This is a genomic window from Archangium violaceum Cb vi76 (assembly GCF_000733295.1).
GTDB classification, from domain to species: domain Bacteria; phylum Myxococcota; class Myxococcia; order Myxococcales; family Myxococcaceae; genus Archangium; species Archangium violaceum.
In genome coordinates this window covers 104212-119557 of sequence record NZ_JPMI01000025.1, presented here as the reverse complement: position 1 = coordinate 119557, position 15346 = coordinate 104212, and the positions used below count along the sequence as shown (strand labels likewise).

Sequence of the window (15346 nt, the reverse complement as noted above, 5' to 3'; positions counted from 1 at the left end):
GCCTCAGCTCCAGCGCCACCGATTCCGCGTGCATCTTCTTGAAAGTCGATGCTGCTTGCGTCCTCGGCGATCAGGTACATCCTGCGCTCGGTCTCCTGCGTGTGGGCGCATCCGAAGTCTGACACCGCAACCACCGTTAGCAGCGCCATCAATCGCGTTAGACCTGCTGGGTGCATAGCCTGTCCCTCTGAGCTTTGCTGCGTTGCCTGCCTGCACTCCCGTTCAATCTCGGCTGAGTGGACGAGTCCAAGGGAGGCGGAGCGCTTCCCGGTGCTGTCCGGTTTGCCGAGAGCGAAGTTTCGGGCGACGCCTCAACCTGGGTCAACGGCGCTCGGGCACATGGAGGCCACTACTGCGTGGTAGGCGAAGCTCGGGGCAGTGGAGGCCATCAGGGCACAGCATTAGTAGGCTACGGCATCGGCGTCAGAAGCCAGAACGAGGGACAAATGCCTCGCCACTTATCGCCCGGCGCGGGGCAAGGAGACCAAAAAAGGACCAAACTGAACGGACGCCCATGGACTCGCCCGGACAAATGGGCGCCCCATTTTCAGAGGGAAAACGGAGATGTGGCTCTGCCTCCCGAGTGGAGGCGGCTCCGCCCTTCGCGGGTTCGATTCCCGCCGCCTCCACTGGATGTAGCAAGGCCCCGGCCGCCATCAGGCGAGCCGGGGTTTTCTTTGTGCGCCCGGCATGGGCATCGACTTGGAGGTGGAAGTCCTCCCGGAAGCAGGTCACCGCGAACGAAGGGAACCGCAGAGCGCCGGACCGAGAGGCCGACGTGAAGGAAGCGGGGAACGAAGCCGCGGGGCGACGAACAGGAACCGGCTATGAGGCGGCACCAAGCGGGGCGAGCGGGCCAAAGACCGCGAAGCTCCGGTGGCCAAAGCAAGGTGACGTAGAGCCGGCGCTCGTGCGGTGAAGGTCGATGTTCTTACCCGGGGAGAGCTCGCCTCGTGCCTGAAAGGGCGACGCCGAGAGGCGGGGTGAGCAGTCAGCAGAGGCCGTCCGAGCACATGGCCCGCCGGAGCGCCGCCAACACCCGCCGCTGATGGAGGAACTCGGGCATGTACCTCCAACTCGCCCTGCCCACGAGCTTCTTCGACCGGCTGGGAATCCCGAGACTTGCCAGCTAAGCAGGTCGCCAGAAGTTCCTGAACGAATTCGGAGCGGAGCCAGCAGCGAAAGGCCCTTCATTCGTCTTGGAACTTTTGGCTACCTACTTAGCCTCAACCTATCGACCCGCCGGATGCGGACCCGCCTGTCCGGTGGTGTGGCAGGGGAGTAGCGAGGCGACCTCGCTACCCCCTATGCCGATTTCCGCTAAAGCCGCCAGTGCCAGCCGGGCGAGCTGGCCTCGCTCGTGGTGCTGCACCTGCGGGTCCCCAGGCGGGTGCGGAGGGGGCGCGCGTGGCGCCCCCTCCGCTTCGAGCCCGTCGCTCAGAACAACAGGCCTGGAGGCCAGCTCGGGTTGGCCGTCTCGTCCTCGCCCGCGTTGGCGAGGCTCTTCCTGGCCGAGCTGGGGATGTCCACCTTCGGTATCCTCACCTCGACGACGAAGTTGTCATCGGGGCGGGACTCGATCTCCGCGAGCACCTCCGAGAGCTCGCCGGCCGTCGTGACGACGCGGCCCTGGCCGCCAAACGCCTCGGCCAGCTTGGCGTAGGACCAGGGGTGGAGCTCGTTATAGGGGAACACCTCGTTGAGGAGCGGGTCCTCGTAGACGACGGGCGGAGTGCGGAACGGGTTGGGGTTCACGAGCTTCTGCTCGATGCCGTAGATGCCGTTGGCCATCACGAAGACCACGGTGTCGTGGCCGAGGTAGCGGTGGCTGGAGACGGCCTGGCACGTCTCCTGGAAGGCCCCATCCCCCACCACCACCACGACCCGCTTGTCGGGCGAGGCGCACTTGACGCCGATGGCCGCCGGAGTCGAGTACCCGATGGCCAGCCACGAGGCCTGGGCGACGAACCCGTTGGCGGAGGAGATGTGGAGGTTCTGGGCGCCGAGCAGCGGGAAGCCGGCGTCGGAGACCACCACGTTCTCCGGGGTGAGCCAGGTGTCCAGGGTGGCGAAGAAGGAGTCGTAGGTGAGGGTGGGCTCGGCCTTGACCGCGGCCGAGAGCACCTTCGGGACCTCGGGCTTGTAGGCGGTGAAGCGGGGGGGAGCGCGCTTCACGGCGTCGATCAGTCCGTGCATGTAGTCCGCGAGCATCACGCTGGGGAAGAAGCGGGCCCCCACGGTGACACCGCCATGCTGCGCGAGTGCCACGCCGTCGCCCTGGATGAGCTGGTTGTTGGTGTCCTTGCCCGTGGTCCACGCGCCGAGCCCGATGAGGCAGCCCGCGTTCTCGACGAGCTGCTTCACCTCGGCGGACCCGGAGCCGCTGGAGGAGTTGGAGCCCTCAGGCGCGTAGACGCCCAGGTAGCCAGGGTGGTCCTCGGACACGATCGACTTGCCGAGCACCGAGGTGGTGAAACTGATGCCCGTGCGCTCCAGCAGTTCCAGGAATTCACTCTGCAATCCCTGGCGCTGAATCTCCACGCCGGCCCAGAAGAGCGGCTTGCCGCGCTCCTGGATCATGTTCAGGGTGGCGAGCACTGCCGACTTCACGTCGCTCACGGTGATGCTCACCTGCTGGCGTGAGAGCATCCCGGCCGGGGCCGGGCACGGGGCGCGCCAGACATCCTCGAGGACCTCCAGGTAGACCGGCTGCCGGTGAGTGATGCATGCGGTGAGGGCGGCGTCGATCTGGCTCGGGGCCTCGTTGGCGTTGACGATGCGCTGGGCCGACACGGCCACCTGACGGTAGACGTTCAGGTTGCTATTCGGGTCGTCCATCATGTGCGAGTACACGAGGCCCGAGATGCGCTCGTTGAGGAACTCCTTGTTGGTGGGTGCGCCGTTGATGACCACCACCGGGGCCAGTTCCATGTAGGAGCCCGCCACGGCGTTGAGCAGACTGAAGGCGCCCACGCCATAGGTGACCGTCACCGCGCCGATGCCCTTGAGCCGCGCATACCCATCCGCGGCGTACCCGGCGCAGATCTCATTGGGGACGCCGGTGATGGCGATGGGCGACTGCTTGTCTTCCAGGATGGTGTTCAGGAACGGCGCCGTGTAGTTGCCAGCGACGCCGAAGAGGCGATCCAACTCCAGCTCTTCCAGGCGCTGCTTGAGATAACCCGCGACCGTCATCCTCGTTGCGTTCGTCATGGGGAGGTCTCCTTCTAGAGTCCGCTCTGCTTGAGCGCGCGCTGGTGGATTTCCTTCGCGGAGCGGATGGCCGACTCGAGGGCACCTTCGATCCACGCGTGTTTCAGGGAGGTGTGCTCGCCGGCGAAGTGGACGAGGCCCTCTGCGCCGGGGATGTGGGGGTGCAGGGTGGTGAGTTGCGAGGGGGCGAACACGGCGGCCTCGCCGAAGGCGTAGAAATTCTCCATCCAGCTCTCCGTCTTGCCGAAGCCGGTGAAGTAGCGCTTGATGCCTGGGCCGTAGATGTCGGTGAGGCCCTTGAGGGCGAAGTTGTAGCGATCCTCTGCGGGGATGGAGTCCCACCGGCTGGCATCATCCGACCACGTGTAGCTGGCGAGGATGACGCCGCCGCGGCTGCCCTCCACCGGGTGGCTGGGGAAGTAGAGGAAGCGGTTGGGGTTGTCCGTGACGGAGCCGCCGCCGTAGGAGTCGTGGCCCCGGTACTCGCCGCCCAGGTTCTTCTTCCACTCCGTCTCGTTCCACTCCCAGAAGCGCTCGCTGAACTCCAGCAGCACCTTGGTGGCCGAGTCGTAGTGCAGCTCCATGATGGCGCGGCGCTTCTCGTAGCTGAAGTCCGGCGTGACGTTCACGTGGCGCAGCGCGGAGAAGGGAATAGTGACGAGCAGGTAATCCGCCGTGAACTCCCGCTCGATGCGCGGCTTGCTGTGGGCGATGCCGCGCTTGACGATGGGCTCGCTGAGGGTGCGCACGTAGACGCCCGGCCGACCATTGTGGATGGCCTTGGGACCCTGGAGGCCCTGGCTGGGGGAGGACCATTGGAGCTCGATGGCCCGTGCATCCATCACGATGTTCTCCTGCAGGTAGGGCAGGAACGCGTATGGGAGCTGCCAGTTGCCACCCGCCAGCTCGACGTACTGGGTGCCCGGGCTGATGTAGAAGGTGTCCACGAAGCTGTGGATGAAGGACAGGAAGAAGCGCGAGGTGAGGTTCTGGAGCGTGCCGATGTACTGCACGACCGTCTCCGGATAGGACTCACTCAGGAAGCGGAACATGCTGTAGGCGTCGTATTGGGCGATGACCTGCTTCCAGCCCTCGACCTGCTTCTCGATGGGCTGCCCGGGAGCGATGAGGGCGTTGAGCGGCGCGAGCGCATCGGACAGCAGGGCCGAGGCGGTCTTCTCGCGGTACTCGGGCCCGACAGGGAAGCCCAACGTCCGCAGTTCCTCCGGGAGGTCGCGGGCGTTGTAGGCTTGGTTCCGGACCTGGACCCCGTTCGTCTTGAGCCAGGTGCGGAAGCGCTGTTTCGTGGCATCGGTCTTGGAGACGTCGACATTGAAGAAGGGTCTCGCCAGGCCGCGCAGGCCCATCACGTCGATGAGCTTGTTCACCAACGGGTGCGTGGTGGGAATCCGCATGGCGCCGGCCTCGGCGTACTGGCGCGGATCCTTGAACGGGGCGACGCCGTCCGGCGTGGAGTGGAAAGTCTTGACGCGACCGCCGATGCGGTTGTCATTGGCCTCCAGTATGGTGACGTTGTAGCCAGCGTCCTTGAGGACCTTGCCCGCCATCAGGCCCGCCATGCCCGCGCCGATGATGAGCACGTCCCGCCGCTCCACGCTGGGGGGCAGTGGCTCCGGGAATCCCTTCCCGATGATGGTTTCGTATTCGGGGATGAGCGGACGATTGTGATCATCGACCATCAGGATTTCACGTGCCAGCCGCTCCAGGACGGCTTCGTTCTTCACCATGGGACTACCTCCAGCGAGAGCCACAGCGTTGGGTTTCTGTTAGTACGCCACGCTGCTACGAACACCCCATCCGCGCCGTGATCCGACTCACACTCCGGGGGTGATGCGGATCACAGCGGGCACTCTGTGCGCACGGAGCACATAGGGCAAAGGCCATCCAGGAAATGGCCTGGACTCGTTCGGCGAGACGCTGGCGTATAAGGACCTGTTTCGGTAGGAGCCGAAGCGATAGCAAGGCCATGCCTCGTGCGAGCGAGCTGTAGTCCGAGCGGAGACAGGTTCCAACCGTGACCAGGACAGGCCGCGCAAGAGTTCGGGACGCACGGGGCCATGCGCCTCCATGCGTTTGGGGCTGTTGCCGGCCGTGCTGTGCTTGTGCGCCGTTTGTCGCCCGCTGCCTACGCGGGCAGCAGGTTGTGGAACCAGGTGATGATGCCCAGCGCCAGGTGAAGCATCGCCAGGTACGTGTCCTCACGCTTCCCTGGCGCCAGAACTCCCGGAACACTCCCGCCTCCAACCACTCCCGGAAGCGCCGGTAGGCCGACGAGGGGCCGCAAATGGCCGTGGCCTTCAACGCACGCCATTGCATCCCCGTGCGCAGCACCAGAAGAATGCCCTCCATGGCCCGCCGGTCGGGCGTGCGCGGGTTGTGGCACCTCAGCGGATGCGGTGGTCTCGGTGGCAGCAGCGGCTCCATCTTCGCCCACAACTCGTCCGGTAGACGCCAGCCGTCAGTCACGATGGGCCGACGCGCGCACCCAGTGCGTCATCCTGGAGTGAAGGCGCACGCGCGGTCCTTTTCGGTGAGGGAAGGGAGGAAGCCTTTCACCCCGGCGTAAAAGGCTGATGTGTCAACGCGGAGGGCTGACGTGTCAACGCGGAGGGCCGACGTGTCGCGCATAAGAGAAAGAGGGACACGGATGAGGGCAGGGGGTTGGGGCAGAGAGGCGGGGGAAGGCATCTGACGGGAGCCCAAGAGAATTGAGCCATGCCGGTGCACGCGGCGGAGTGAGGCCGCCTTGAGGCACACGTCGGCCCCGGCCGACCTGCCAGCAGGGGCAGGGCAAGGGAGCAGGGGGCTTGGGCCTGTTGGCTATGGCGGCGCGGGCCTCAACACCACGCGGCCTGGGGTGGCGCTGGCGCCGGGAGCAGGCTGGCACCTTCGGTGGGCAAGCCCAGAGCCGCGTGTGTCGCCAATGAGCTCAACCCCGAGGCGTACCTCGCGGATTTCCTCACGCGAGTGCAGTCCCATCCCAACAGCCGCCTCGACGAGCTACTGCCAGTGGCCTGGAAGCGCCTGCGTGCCACTGATACCGCCTGAGCCCGGCCCCGAGGTAGCTCTTGCTCCGAGCACGGCACCCGTCCGTCTTCAACCGCTACCTCCACGTCGAACGCCGGACGGGTACCTCCTCTCGACCCGGCTTCAACGCGCTCAGCTTGGACCGCTGAATCGCTCCGGGTGGGCCGTGAGGTAGACCGCCACCGTGGCGACGGCGAGCAGCAGGGGGGCGGCGCGAGCGAAGGCGCGGTGACCGGCGAGCAGGGCGAAGCCCACGGGCACGCCGAAGAGGAAGCCTCCCAGGTGTCCGGCCCAGCTCACCCCGGGCAGCAGGCTGAGCACCGCCACCTGGGCCAGCCAGATGAAGAGGCTCTTGCGGGACTCGCGCGTGGCGATGACGACCATGGCCCCCGCCCAGCCCAGGATCATCCCCGAGGCCCCCACGGTGGGCACGTCGAAGTTGAAGAAGAGGGCGAAGGCCGAGGAGCCGAGCGCGGCCATCAGGGAGAGCACCAGGAAGCGCCCGCTGCCGATGGTCCGCTCCAAGGGGACGCCGATGGAGTAGCCCACCCACATGTTGAAGGCCAGGTGGAGGGGGCCTCCGTGAGAGAAGACGCAGCTCAGCACCCGCCAGTACTCCCCGTTCTGGACGAGCGGCCCGAAGAGGGCAATCCGCTGGAAGACGGGCCCGAGCGCCCCCGGGTTGGCTCCGGACGGGGCGAGCAGGAGGTCCAGGACGAAGAGGGCCACCGAGCCCCCGAGGACGGCCGCGCACACCGGAGGCCACGGCTGGCGCACCGGGGGAGGAGCGGCTGGCTCGGGTTCCGCCTTGTACGGGCCTTGGGGCAGGTCTTCGGGGTTCATCCAGGGCTCGGGGCTCGTGGCGGACGACGGTGTCGCTCTGAGAGGGTGGCCACCTCGCGGAGGTTGCGCAACCCGAGCTGGCCACTGGGGAGTCAGGGTGAGCGCCGGCCCCTGGCCCGGCCGCTGAGCTAAATCCCGGAAAGTCATCGACTACGGCTGGAGATAGAGCACGGCGCTCGGCATGTAGATGATCGGCTGCGCCACGTCCGCCATGTACTGGTACTTGGACTCGTCCCAGGCTTTCGCGAGCAGATCGTTGATATTGGGCGTGGGGGAGGGCGGAGTGGGAACGTCTATCTGACGGCCACCCTCGTACCCCGTGCTCAGCCCCAGGGCGGCCTCGTAGGAGAGGGCCCGCAGGTCCGCGTCTATCTCGGACTTGAACGCTGCCTTCTGCGTGCTTTGCCCTCGCACCATGAAGACAGTCGTGTAGTTCTTCACGTCGAACCCGAAGGCATAGAACGTGCCGGGATCGCCGGGGAAGTTGTAGATGACCGTGTAGGAGCTCTTCACCGTCGAGGGGATGAATCGCGTCGGCCAGATCCTGGTCGTGCTCAGGTCCAGCAGGGCCGGCTGCGGAGGCTGGTACACCTGCGCCACGGGCGTGAAGACAGGGCGTATCACCAGTACCTCCTGCGCGGCCTCGCCCACCGGTGCCTGCTCCGCCGCCAGTGCCGCCTCCTCTCCTGCCTCCGGGCCACACGCGCTCAGCGCCAGGGTCACCGCCGACAGCAGATACACGTATCGCCTCATGGTTTCCTCCATGTCCTTGTTTTCCAGGTTTTACCTTGTTGCTCGAAAATTACAACCGTGCGTGCCCGGCTCTGGGGTTTGCTGGAGCGCAGGCGCAGGCGCTCGTTGCGCACGGCAACGGCGGGGGACTCACCGGCGCGGATACGGGCGCGCACGGTGTCGAAGAAGGGGCCGGCCTCGTCACCGGGGATGTCCGTGGGCGAGGCGATGACGGCACGTGCTCCGGCCTCGAGGAGGGCGACCGGAGGCTCCAGGGCTCGTGGTAGTAGGGCGCGGTGCGAGCCGCGCGGCAGAAGGCCAGTAGCCATCTCCGCCAGCACCCGGGAGGGAGTGGCCTCGGCGCCGGTGAGGTCCACCCGGCCGTGGGTCTGCTGGGCCAGGGTCCAGGCGGCCAACTCATGCCGCTCCCCCTTGGCCGAGGTCCGCGGCACCGGGCCGGCCAGCCCTGAAAATTGGGAAGATCGGCACTCCGCCCCCCCGCCGCCCTTTCGAGGGCCGCGGGGGGTCTGGCGTGGGACCGAAGAGCGCCGCGCTGCGCCTCTGGCCGGGTCAGAAGTAGTTGAGCAGCACCGTCCCGGAGCAGCTCAGGGAGCCGACATTCTGGATGGTGAAGTAGTACTCGCGCTCGGCGGTGCCGTCCGTGTTGATCTTCTGCTGGTAGTAGGACCGCGACACCTTGAGATCGCAGGTGTCGGAGGCGCTCGCGCCAGCCGGGGACAGCCCGGGCGCGTAGACGCGGTCGAGCGGGTTGGCGTTGTTCCAGACCCAGGATTTGGTCGCACCCGGAGCCAGGGTGCCGGAAGACCAGGACGAGGCCGAGTTGGCGACCTTCGCCAGCTGGATGTCACCCTGGCAGGCGATCGCGCCGACGTTCTTCACCGTGAACTTGAACTCACGCTCTCCGCCGGGCTGCTGGGTGTACCAGGTGTTGGTCACCTCGAGCTGGCAGGGGTTGCCGCTGGTCGCTCCGGACGGCGCGACGCCGACGATATACGAGGCGGTGAGCGGGTTGGCGTTGTTCCAGGTCCAGCTCTTCGACGCGCCGACATCGAGCCCGCCCGTCGCCCAGGTGGAGGTGCGGGTCTGGGACTCGAGCAGGATGTTCGTGCCGCAGGTGATGCCGCCAACGTTCTTGATGTTGAAGTGGAACTCGCGCTCCCCGCCGTACTGCTGGACATCCCAGGTGCGAGTGACCTCGAACTGGCACGGGCCCGTGGTGGCCGCTCCCGTCGGCGACAAGCCCACCTCGTAGGCGGAGGTGGCGCTGGAGTTGTTCCAGTACCAGTGCTGGGTGGCACCGGGCGCCACGGAGCCCGAGTACCACGACGACGTGAGCCCCATGAGGCCAGGGGTCACGGCCATTCCCCGGACACCCTCTTCAGCCGCGGCCGCCCTGCCATCGAGCGCGGGGAGCTCCGCCTCCTGGGCGCTGTCCTTGGAAGTGCCCGGGAGCACCTGGGACGGCTGCTCCGCGTTGCTGTCATCGACGGGCAGGTCACCCGCATCCACTCCACAGCCCGTGAGAGACAGGGCCCCGAGGACAGCCAGCGCGGCGAGATTGGTGGTCTTCATTGTGGTGAGCAGCTTCTTTCTGCCGGATGGATGGATGACGCACCCGTGGCGGTCGGTTCCGGTCACCGACTGCTCGGACGAAGCCTGTTGGGAGAAAGAGGGGCTTCGCGCCTCTGGCGCGTTGACCCGGTAAGGCGTCTCTTCCGTGCTTCACCGGAAATAACGACGGTCGAATTCGATCTTCCCGCCAGGCCCATTTTTTTCGACAAAGCCCAGCAACCCCTCGAGATTGCTGGGCTTCTTGGAATGGGCGGCAGACACGATGGGGTGCATCATTCCGGCGGCCCGCTCAGGTCGGCCATGCTGAAGGCAATCTGGGAGGTCGTGTCCGCCGGCACGGAGGAGTCCACCGCCTCGGCCTCGTCGAGACCCGCGCAGCCGACCCCTGTCATGCCGACCAAAAGCCCGAGGGAATCAATGACTTGTGCATTGTGAATGCAACCCTTTCGGCGACGCCCTGAGCTCAAGGGCTGTGAAAGCAAACGCGCTTGTCGGCGGGTGCGCCCGGCAACAGCCTCCGTACTGCCTGGCGCCCTCCTGCTGGTGACTGTGTATAGGCGGGATGGGGCGGTGTAGTTGTCGCTGAGCAGTGGCCCCGGCCGACCTGCCAGCAGGGCAGGGGAGCAGGGGGCTTGGGCCTGGATGGCCCTCCGCTAGAACAGACGCATCGAAGAAATTCCCAGGATGATTGAAAAATTAGAATCCAAGGGAAGATGCGTGAGGATGGCACCTGAAGGCAACGTGGTGTCGTGTCGCGTTTTAAACGTGCAATAACAGCGAGATCCGCTCATCCTGCCAATCCAGCATCCCAGGGATGGCTGTAATCAGGGGGCGTCATGTTCCAGCAGCAGAGTCGGATGGGACGATTCGTCCAACAGCTCCGCAGCGGTGAGCTGGATGAAGCGGGCTTCATGCGCGTGGCCTCCGAGGTGGGAGTGCCAGCGGAGCGCGCCCACGCACTGGCCCGCGAGGCCCTGGCTCCCCACGAGACGCAGCAGTGCCAGGAACATGTGAGTGGGGGAGAGGACCCGGAGCTCGACATTTTCTGTGGCATCGTCGAGACACTGCGGGCCCTGGTACCGGCATCCGGGGCGCTCGTGCTCAGCCCCAGAAGGGGACGCGTCAGCCAGGGGCTGTGTGGTGTCGACCTGGAATATGTCGCGCTCCGCCCGGAATCCCATGTGCTCGACTCGGCCTTCGCCTGGGCCACCCAATTCTTCGGACCACACCCCGGGCAGGTGTGCGTGGGAGGTGAGTCGTGCCGGAGCATGGTGATGACCCTGGGCTCCGCCGCGTTCCGCTCGCTCGCGGCGGACTGCTCCCGGCTGCTCGTCGTGTGCTTCAGCCGCCACTCCCGTCTGCTAGGGCTCGCCGCCCTGGTTCGGGGTCCCCTGGAGTCCCCCTTCCTCCAGGAGGACTGCCGACAGGTGGAGAAGCTCGTCCCGCTCGTGGCCTCGATTCTCTGGAGGGAGAACGGTCAGCCGCAGCCAGAGGTGCCCCCCGCCGACACGGCCTGCCTCTCCGAACGCGAGCGGGAGGTGTCCCGGCTGCTCGTGATGGGCTACAGCGGCGTCAATGTCGCCGCCATCACGGGCCTGAGTGAGAACACCGTCAAGACATACATCCGCCGCGTCTACCAGAAACTCGGCGTTTCCAATCGCACGGATCTCGTCCGGGCGCTCCATCCCGAGGTGCAGCCCGCCCCCGGACGTCACGCGCCGGAGTTCGCGCAGGAGACGTCGGGCAAGGGCACGCACACGGGAGACGGGGACAGGCTCGGCTGAGCCCCCGCCGCCAGGGAGCGGCGGGGCGTTGCCTCAGCGCCGTAGTACTCCGAGGTCCGCGTCTCGAGTTCCTGATTCCGCGGCAGCGGGTCCGCCGTGTAGCCACCTGGCTGCGACGGGTGGGCCTCCCTGGGTGGACCGCTACTGGGCCTCGGGCAGCGAGGAGGCCACGGACGAGCACAGGAACCAGCCGGTGATGGCCGAGTGGCGGTTGCCGGGAATGGCGTAGGCCGGAGCGAAGTTGCGCCGCTCGTAGATGTCGTAGGCGGACACCGTGATGCGGCCGTTGTCCAGCAGCCACTTGCGCTCCACCCGGCACACGTCATCCAGCGTCACCACGCTCAGCTTCAGGTTGGGGATGGTGGAGATCGGCGTGGCGTTGAGGATGGAGTTGCCCAGCAGCCGCACCTCCTGCAGCGTGGGGTGGGCCGCCAGGGGTGCGACGTCCTCCACCGCGTTGTAGGAGGCCGTGAGCCGCTCGAGCCGGCTCAGCCGGGCCACTGCGCTCAGGCTGCGCACCGCGTTGCGCCGGAGGTCCAGCGTGCGCAGCTGCGCGAGGTCTCCCAACGGCGTGATGTTCTTCAACCCGTTGTCGCGCAGGTACAAGTACCGCAGGTTCTTCGCCCCGCGCAGCGGGCGCAGGTCCACCAGCCCCTGCCCGCTCAGGTCCAGCGCCTCCTCCTGCTCCAGGACGAGCGCCGCCTCGTCGCATGTGAAGCCCGTGGCCCCCAGCTTCTCGCGCAGCACCGTCACCGTCTTCCGGGTGTCATCCGCCGTCGCCAGCCCCGAGCAGTACTCGTAGAAGGCCGGCGTCTTCGCCAGCGCCTCCCGCTCGTAGCGCAGCTCGGGCGTCTGGATGGCCGCGTCGAAGCTCGCCACCGCCCCCACGCAGTCCCCCAGGCGCAGGTAGCACGTGTTCGCCGCCCCCACGAGCAGGTTGATTTGAGTGGAGATGCGCGACCGGATGGACTCGTACCCGGCACGCTCCTCCGCCGTCAGCCGGAACGACGGGCCCAGCAATCGCGCGACGCGCTGGCTGTCCGTCACCAACCGCGGCAGCCACGCGTGCAACCGCGCGCGTGCGTCGAGCACCGCCACATCCACCAACGGGCTGTCCTCGTTCAGCAGATCCCACTGGCCACCCGCCCTGTAGCCCTGGGTGATGTAGGCCATGATGGCGGCTCCCGGCGCGCTCGCCGGGTCGTACCGCAGATCCTGCAACTGGCTGGGGAAGTCCTCGGCCACGTACGTGACCATCCGCTCCAGCGCGGTCTGGCAGTCCTGGGGCCGCTCCAGCGTGCACGACAGCGCCGCGAAGCACCGGCGCGCCGGGCCGGCCGTCCCCGACGTGCCGCCATCCCCGGACGGCGTGCCTCCATCCGTCCCCAGCCCCGCATCGTCCTGGCACGTCGTCGAGAAGATGGAGCTCAGCTGGGTGGGGTCGCCTCCCAGCTGCAGCGCGGACACCGTGATGCTGGCGCTCTTCTTCAGCCGGTCGTCCTCCAGGGTGAAGCCCCCCTCGCCCGAGAAGAGCTCGAGGATGTTGACCTTCACGTCCGCGGCGAACCGCGACCTGGCCGTCTGGTCCAGGAAGTCATACTTGACGTTCACCCACAGGCCCGCGCCCAGCTCCACCTGCTGGACGAACTCGGTGCCGCACATCTGCTTCACCGCCTCCGGGCCCAGCGCGCGCGCCTCCAGCGCCCGCGCCGTGGGCACCGCGTCCACCAGCACCGCGTTGCGGCCCCGCACCTGGTAGCGGAACGTCATGCTCGAGCTGTTGAGGGTCTCCGCCGCGTTCATCGTGAAGCGCGCGGCAGCGCTCGCCTCCCAGCCGGCGAGGGAGGCGCGTCCCGGGACGGAGAGCCCAAGGTCCTCCCGGAGATGCTCCTCGCTCTCCAGCAGCACCATCGCGGTGTCCGCCACGGGAGTGCCCGCGTAGACCACCCTCCCCTGGAGACACTGCCCACGGAAGCCCTCGTCCCCCAAAGAGAAGCCCACGCCCAGCAGGGACGCCCCCATCACCTGGGCCGGGGTCATGCGGACCGCCTGCTCCTGCGCGGACACCGCCTCACTCCCCGCCCGCCCCGCGCCTTCCCGCGCCTCACGGCACCCTCCCAGTCCCAACGCCATGCCCAGCATGAGCCGGGGCGCGGCGCGGAGAAGACACTGACAATCCAAGCGCATGGGGTGCTCCTCGCCGTGGTTCCGTGCACGACGATCTCAAGAGGAAACGTCATGGAGGGGGAGGGCACTTCGCCCCGCTGTCCCCGAACAGATGATGAAACTTCCGCTCAAGGGTCGAGCGCGCGAGCGGCCTGGGTACACGGCACCCACCCGATGGGGGGGACGTCGCGTGCCGCCGTGGCGAACACCGGCCCGAGCCCCTCCTGGGTGTAGCGGTCATGGTCCGCCTGGGAGAGCAGCCCTCGGGACAGCAGCGCGAGGCGCGCCGCCGCACAGACGTCTTCCTCCGTGAGGAAGGCCACGGGGAGCTGACGTGCCCGCATCAACGCCGCGTCTCCCAGCGGGTTGCCCTGCACCCGCACGTCGCGCAGCAGCTCCAGGGGAACCAGCGGCGCCACCGCGGAGGCCTGGTTGTAGGAGGCCTGGAGCCGCTCCATGTTGGCCAGCGTCCCCAGCGGTGTGAAGGACGCCAGCTGGTTGTCCCGCACGTCCACCTGGCGCACGGCGCCCAGCCACGCGAGGGGCCTCGCGTCGGTGAGTCCCTTCGACCGGAGGCTCAAGAAGGAGAGCTCCTCCAGGGCTTCCGAGGCCCGGACGCAGTCCGTCTCCCCTGCCTCGGCGCGCAGCACGTCCAGCTTGAGCGCCGGGTCGGGCGCCTGGGTCTGCGCCAGGCACAGGGGCAGGAACCACTCGGGCGCATTCGCCACCCGCATGGAGTAGGGGCGCAGGAGGCCCGACGCCAGTTGCTGCTCGCGCGCCAGGCAGGCGGAGACGTTCTCCGCGCACCGCTCCAGGACACCCCGGAGGAGGGCCACGTGGGTCCCGGCCACCTCCAAGGCAGGCTCCAGCTCCCGCGACTGGAGGCGGGACAGGGGGAAGCCCGAGGCGAGCGCCTGCATGCGGCGCACGTCCCCGGAGGCCGTGGCCAGCTGCTGCGCCAGACGCGTGCGCGCCGCGGCATAGGCGGGAGAAACGCCATGGGGCGCCTCCTGCGCCAGCGCGAGGAGACCGGCCGTCGCATAGCTCTCGGTGGTGACGCGCAGGGGCGCGGGCCCCACGGGCTGCTCCAGAGACCACGCCCCCTGGCTCACCTGGGCCCAGAAGGCCTGGGTCCCCGTCCCCACCATGTACAGGCGCACGTCCTCCACCAGCTGCGCGCACGCGGCCACGTTGGACACCTGGCAGCGCAACAGGGCACCCGCCCCCTGGACGCCGCCGATGAGCTGGCGGAGCAGGCGCGGATCCCCGCCCAGCTGGAGCGCATGCACGGAGATGGTCAGGGCGCCCTGGTAGTACGAGGCCACGGCCCGGAGCTTCGTCCCCACCTGGGAGGCGGGCGCCTGCGCGATGTCCGTCTCACGCAGGAACTGCGTCCGGGTGGCCTCCGACGTGAAGTCGAAGCGGATGGCCACGAAGATGCGCCCGCCTATCTCCAGCTCCCGGGCGAGCTCGTCACCACACGCCGCGCGGCGGTCCGCGGGGCCCAGCTGCGCGGCACGGTTGCCCGTCCCCGTCAGGCGCAGGTTCTCCAAGCGCGCCTTGCGTCCTCCCACCACGAAGCCATACGTCAGGACCAGCGAGCGCGCGTCCTCCTGCACCGTCCGCAGGAACCGCTCCCGGAGCAGGTCGGTCGCGGACGTGGTGTCCGTCACCACCTCGCGCGGCAGCCCCAATGCCTCCTCGAGGGCCACCCCGCGCAGCGGGGCCGCCATGTAGGAGCTGGATTGGGCCTGCCCCGTGGTGAGCACATCCCCCGTCACGCACACGCCGAGCCAGCGCTCGGACGTGGACTCGAAGCCCATTCCGGGCAGGACGGCGGCCGCGCCCCTGGACAAGAAGGTGCCCGCCCGGGCCTGGGCCGCGGACAACACCAGCACCCCCACGAGGAGCGTGAGAACGCCCCCTGGGCCACGCGCTCCAACCTGGTGCATCAGCCTCATGGCGGC

Annotated in this window: 11 protein-coding genes and 1 pseudogene; 2 read left to right on the top strand and 10 right to left on the bottom strand. The window is 67.8% G+C overall.

Features of this window, described 5'->3' with window-relative positions; translation table 11 throughout:
- Window positions 1-1437 precede the first annotated feature (1437 nt).
- The 3 genes and pseudogenes from Q664_RS04580 to Q664_RS04570 all read right to left on the bottom strand — a co-directional run.
- Window positions 1438-3213 carry an alpha-keto acid decarboxylase family protein gene (locus tag Q664_RS04580; RefSeq protein ID WP_043390164.1) on the bottom strand — a complete coding sequence of 592 codons (1776 nt, stop codon included), beginning with the start codon at window positions 3211-3213 and terminating at the stop codon, window positions 1438-1440.
- Between the two features lie 14 nt (window positions 3214-3227).
- On the bottom strand, window positions 3228-4961 hold the full coding sequence (locus tag Q664_RS04575; protein WP_043390163.1) for a flavin monoamine oxidase family protein: 1734 nt from the start codon (window positions 4959-4961) through the stop codon (window positions 3228-3230).
- Between the two features lie 403 nt (window positions 4962-5364).
- A pseudogene (locus tag Q664_RS04570) lies at window positions 5365-5700 on the bottom strand (transposase); the annotation flags it as partial.
- Between the two features lie 426 nt (window positions 5701-6126).
- Between Q664_RS04570 and Q664_RS56050 the strand changes: the two are divergent.
- A complete protein-coding gene (locus Q664_RS56050; RefSeq protein WP_160174334.1) occupies window positions 6127-6282 on the top strand; it encodes a transposase domain-containing protein in 156 nt (51 codons plus the stop codon).
- A 111-nt stretch (window positions 6283-6393) separates the two neighbouring features.
- Here the strand turns inward: Q664_RS56050 and Q664_RS04565 are convergent, their stop codons facing one another.
- The 5 genes from Q664_RS04565 to Q664_RS62055 all read right to left on the bottom strand — a co-directional run bounded on the left by Q664_RS04565 (window position 6394) and on the right by Q664_RS62055 (window position 9705).
- Window positions 6394-7104 (bottom strand): rhomboid family intramembrane serine protease, encoded by a 711-nt coding sequence (locus tag Q664_RS04565; protein WP_052517665.1) that lies wholly within the window; start codon window positions 7102-7104, stop codon window positions 6394-6396.
- Window positions 7105-7254: 150 nt separating this feature from the next.
- Window positions 7255-7857, bottom strand: a complete 603-nt coding sequence (locus Q664_RS04560; protein WP_152621910.1) for a hypothetical protein — start codon at window positions 7855-7857, stop codon at window positions 7255-7257.
- Window positions 7854-8252, bottom strand: a complete 399-nt coding sequence (locus Q664_RS57315; RefSeq protein ID WP_152621909.1) for a CHAT domain-containing protein — start codon at window positions 8250-8252, stop codon at window positions 7854-7856. Before Q664_RS57315 ends, Q664_RS04560 begins: the two co-directional genes overlap by 4 nt.
- A 154-nt stretch (window positions 8253-8406) precedes the next feature.
- Window positions 8407-9429: a hypothetical protein gene (locus Q664_RS04555; protein ID WP_043390159.1), complete on the bottom strand. Its 1023-nt coding sequence runs from the start codon at window positions 9427-9429 to the stop codon at window positions 8407-8409.
- Window positions 9430-9579: 150 nt separating this feature from the next.
- Complete coding sequence (locus tag Q664_RS62055) at window positions 9580-9705, bottom strand: hypothetical protein (RefSeq protein ID WP_268811374.1); 126 nt, start codon at window positions 9703-9705, stop codon at window positions 9580-9582.
- A 581-nt stretch (window positions 9706-10286) separates the two neighbouring features.
- Here Q664_RS62055 and Q664_RS56045 point away from each other — a divergent pair.
- Window positions 10287-11213, top strand: coding sequence for a helix-turn-helix transcriptional regulator (locus tag Q664_RS56045; RefSeq protein WP_160174333.1), 927 nt, complete (start codon window positions 10287-10289; stop codon window positions 11211-11213).
- A 141-nt stretch (window positions 11214-11354) separates the two neighbouring features.
- Here the strand turns inward: Q664_RS56045 and Q664_RS04540 are convergent, their stop codons facing one another.
- Window positions 11355-13400 (bottom strand): leucine-rich repeat domain-containing protein, encoded by a 2046-nt coding sequence (locus Q664_RS04540; protein ID WP_152621908.1) that lies wholly within the window; start codon window positions 13398-13400, stop codon window positions 11355-11357.
- A 107-nt stretch (window positions 13401-13507) separates the two neighbouring features.
- The gene (locus Q664_RS04535) at window positions 13508-15340 is read right to left on the bottom strand and encodes a leucine-rich repeat domain-containing protein (RefSeq protein ID WP_043390150.1); all 1833 of its coding nucleotides are present in this window, start codon (window positions 15338-15340) and stop codon (window positions 13508-13510) included.
- Between the last annotated feature and the right edge of the window lie 6 nt (window positions 15341-15346).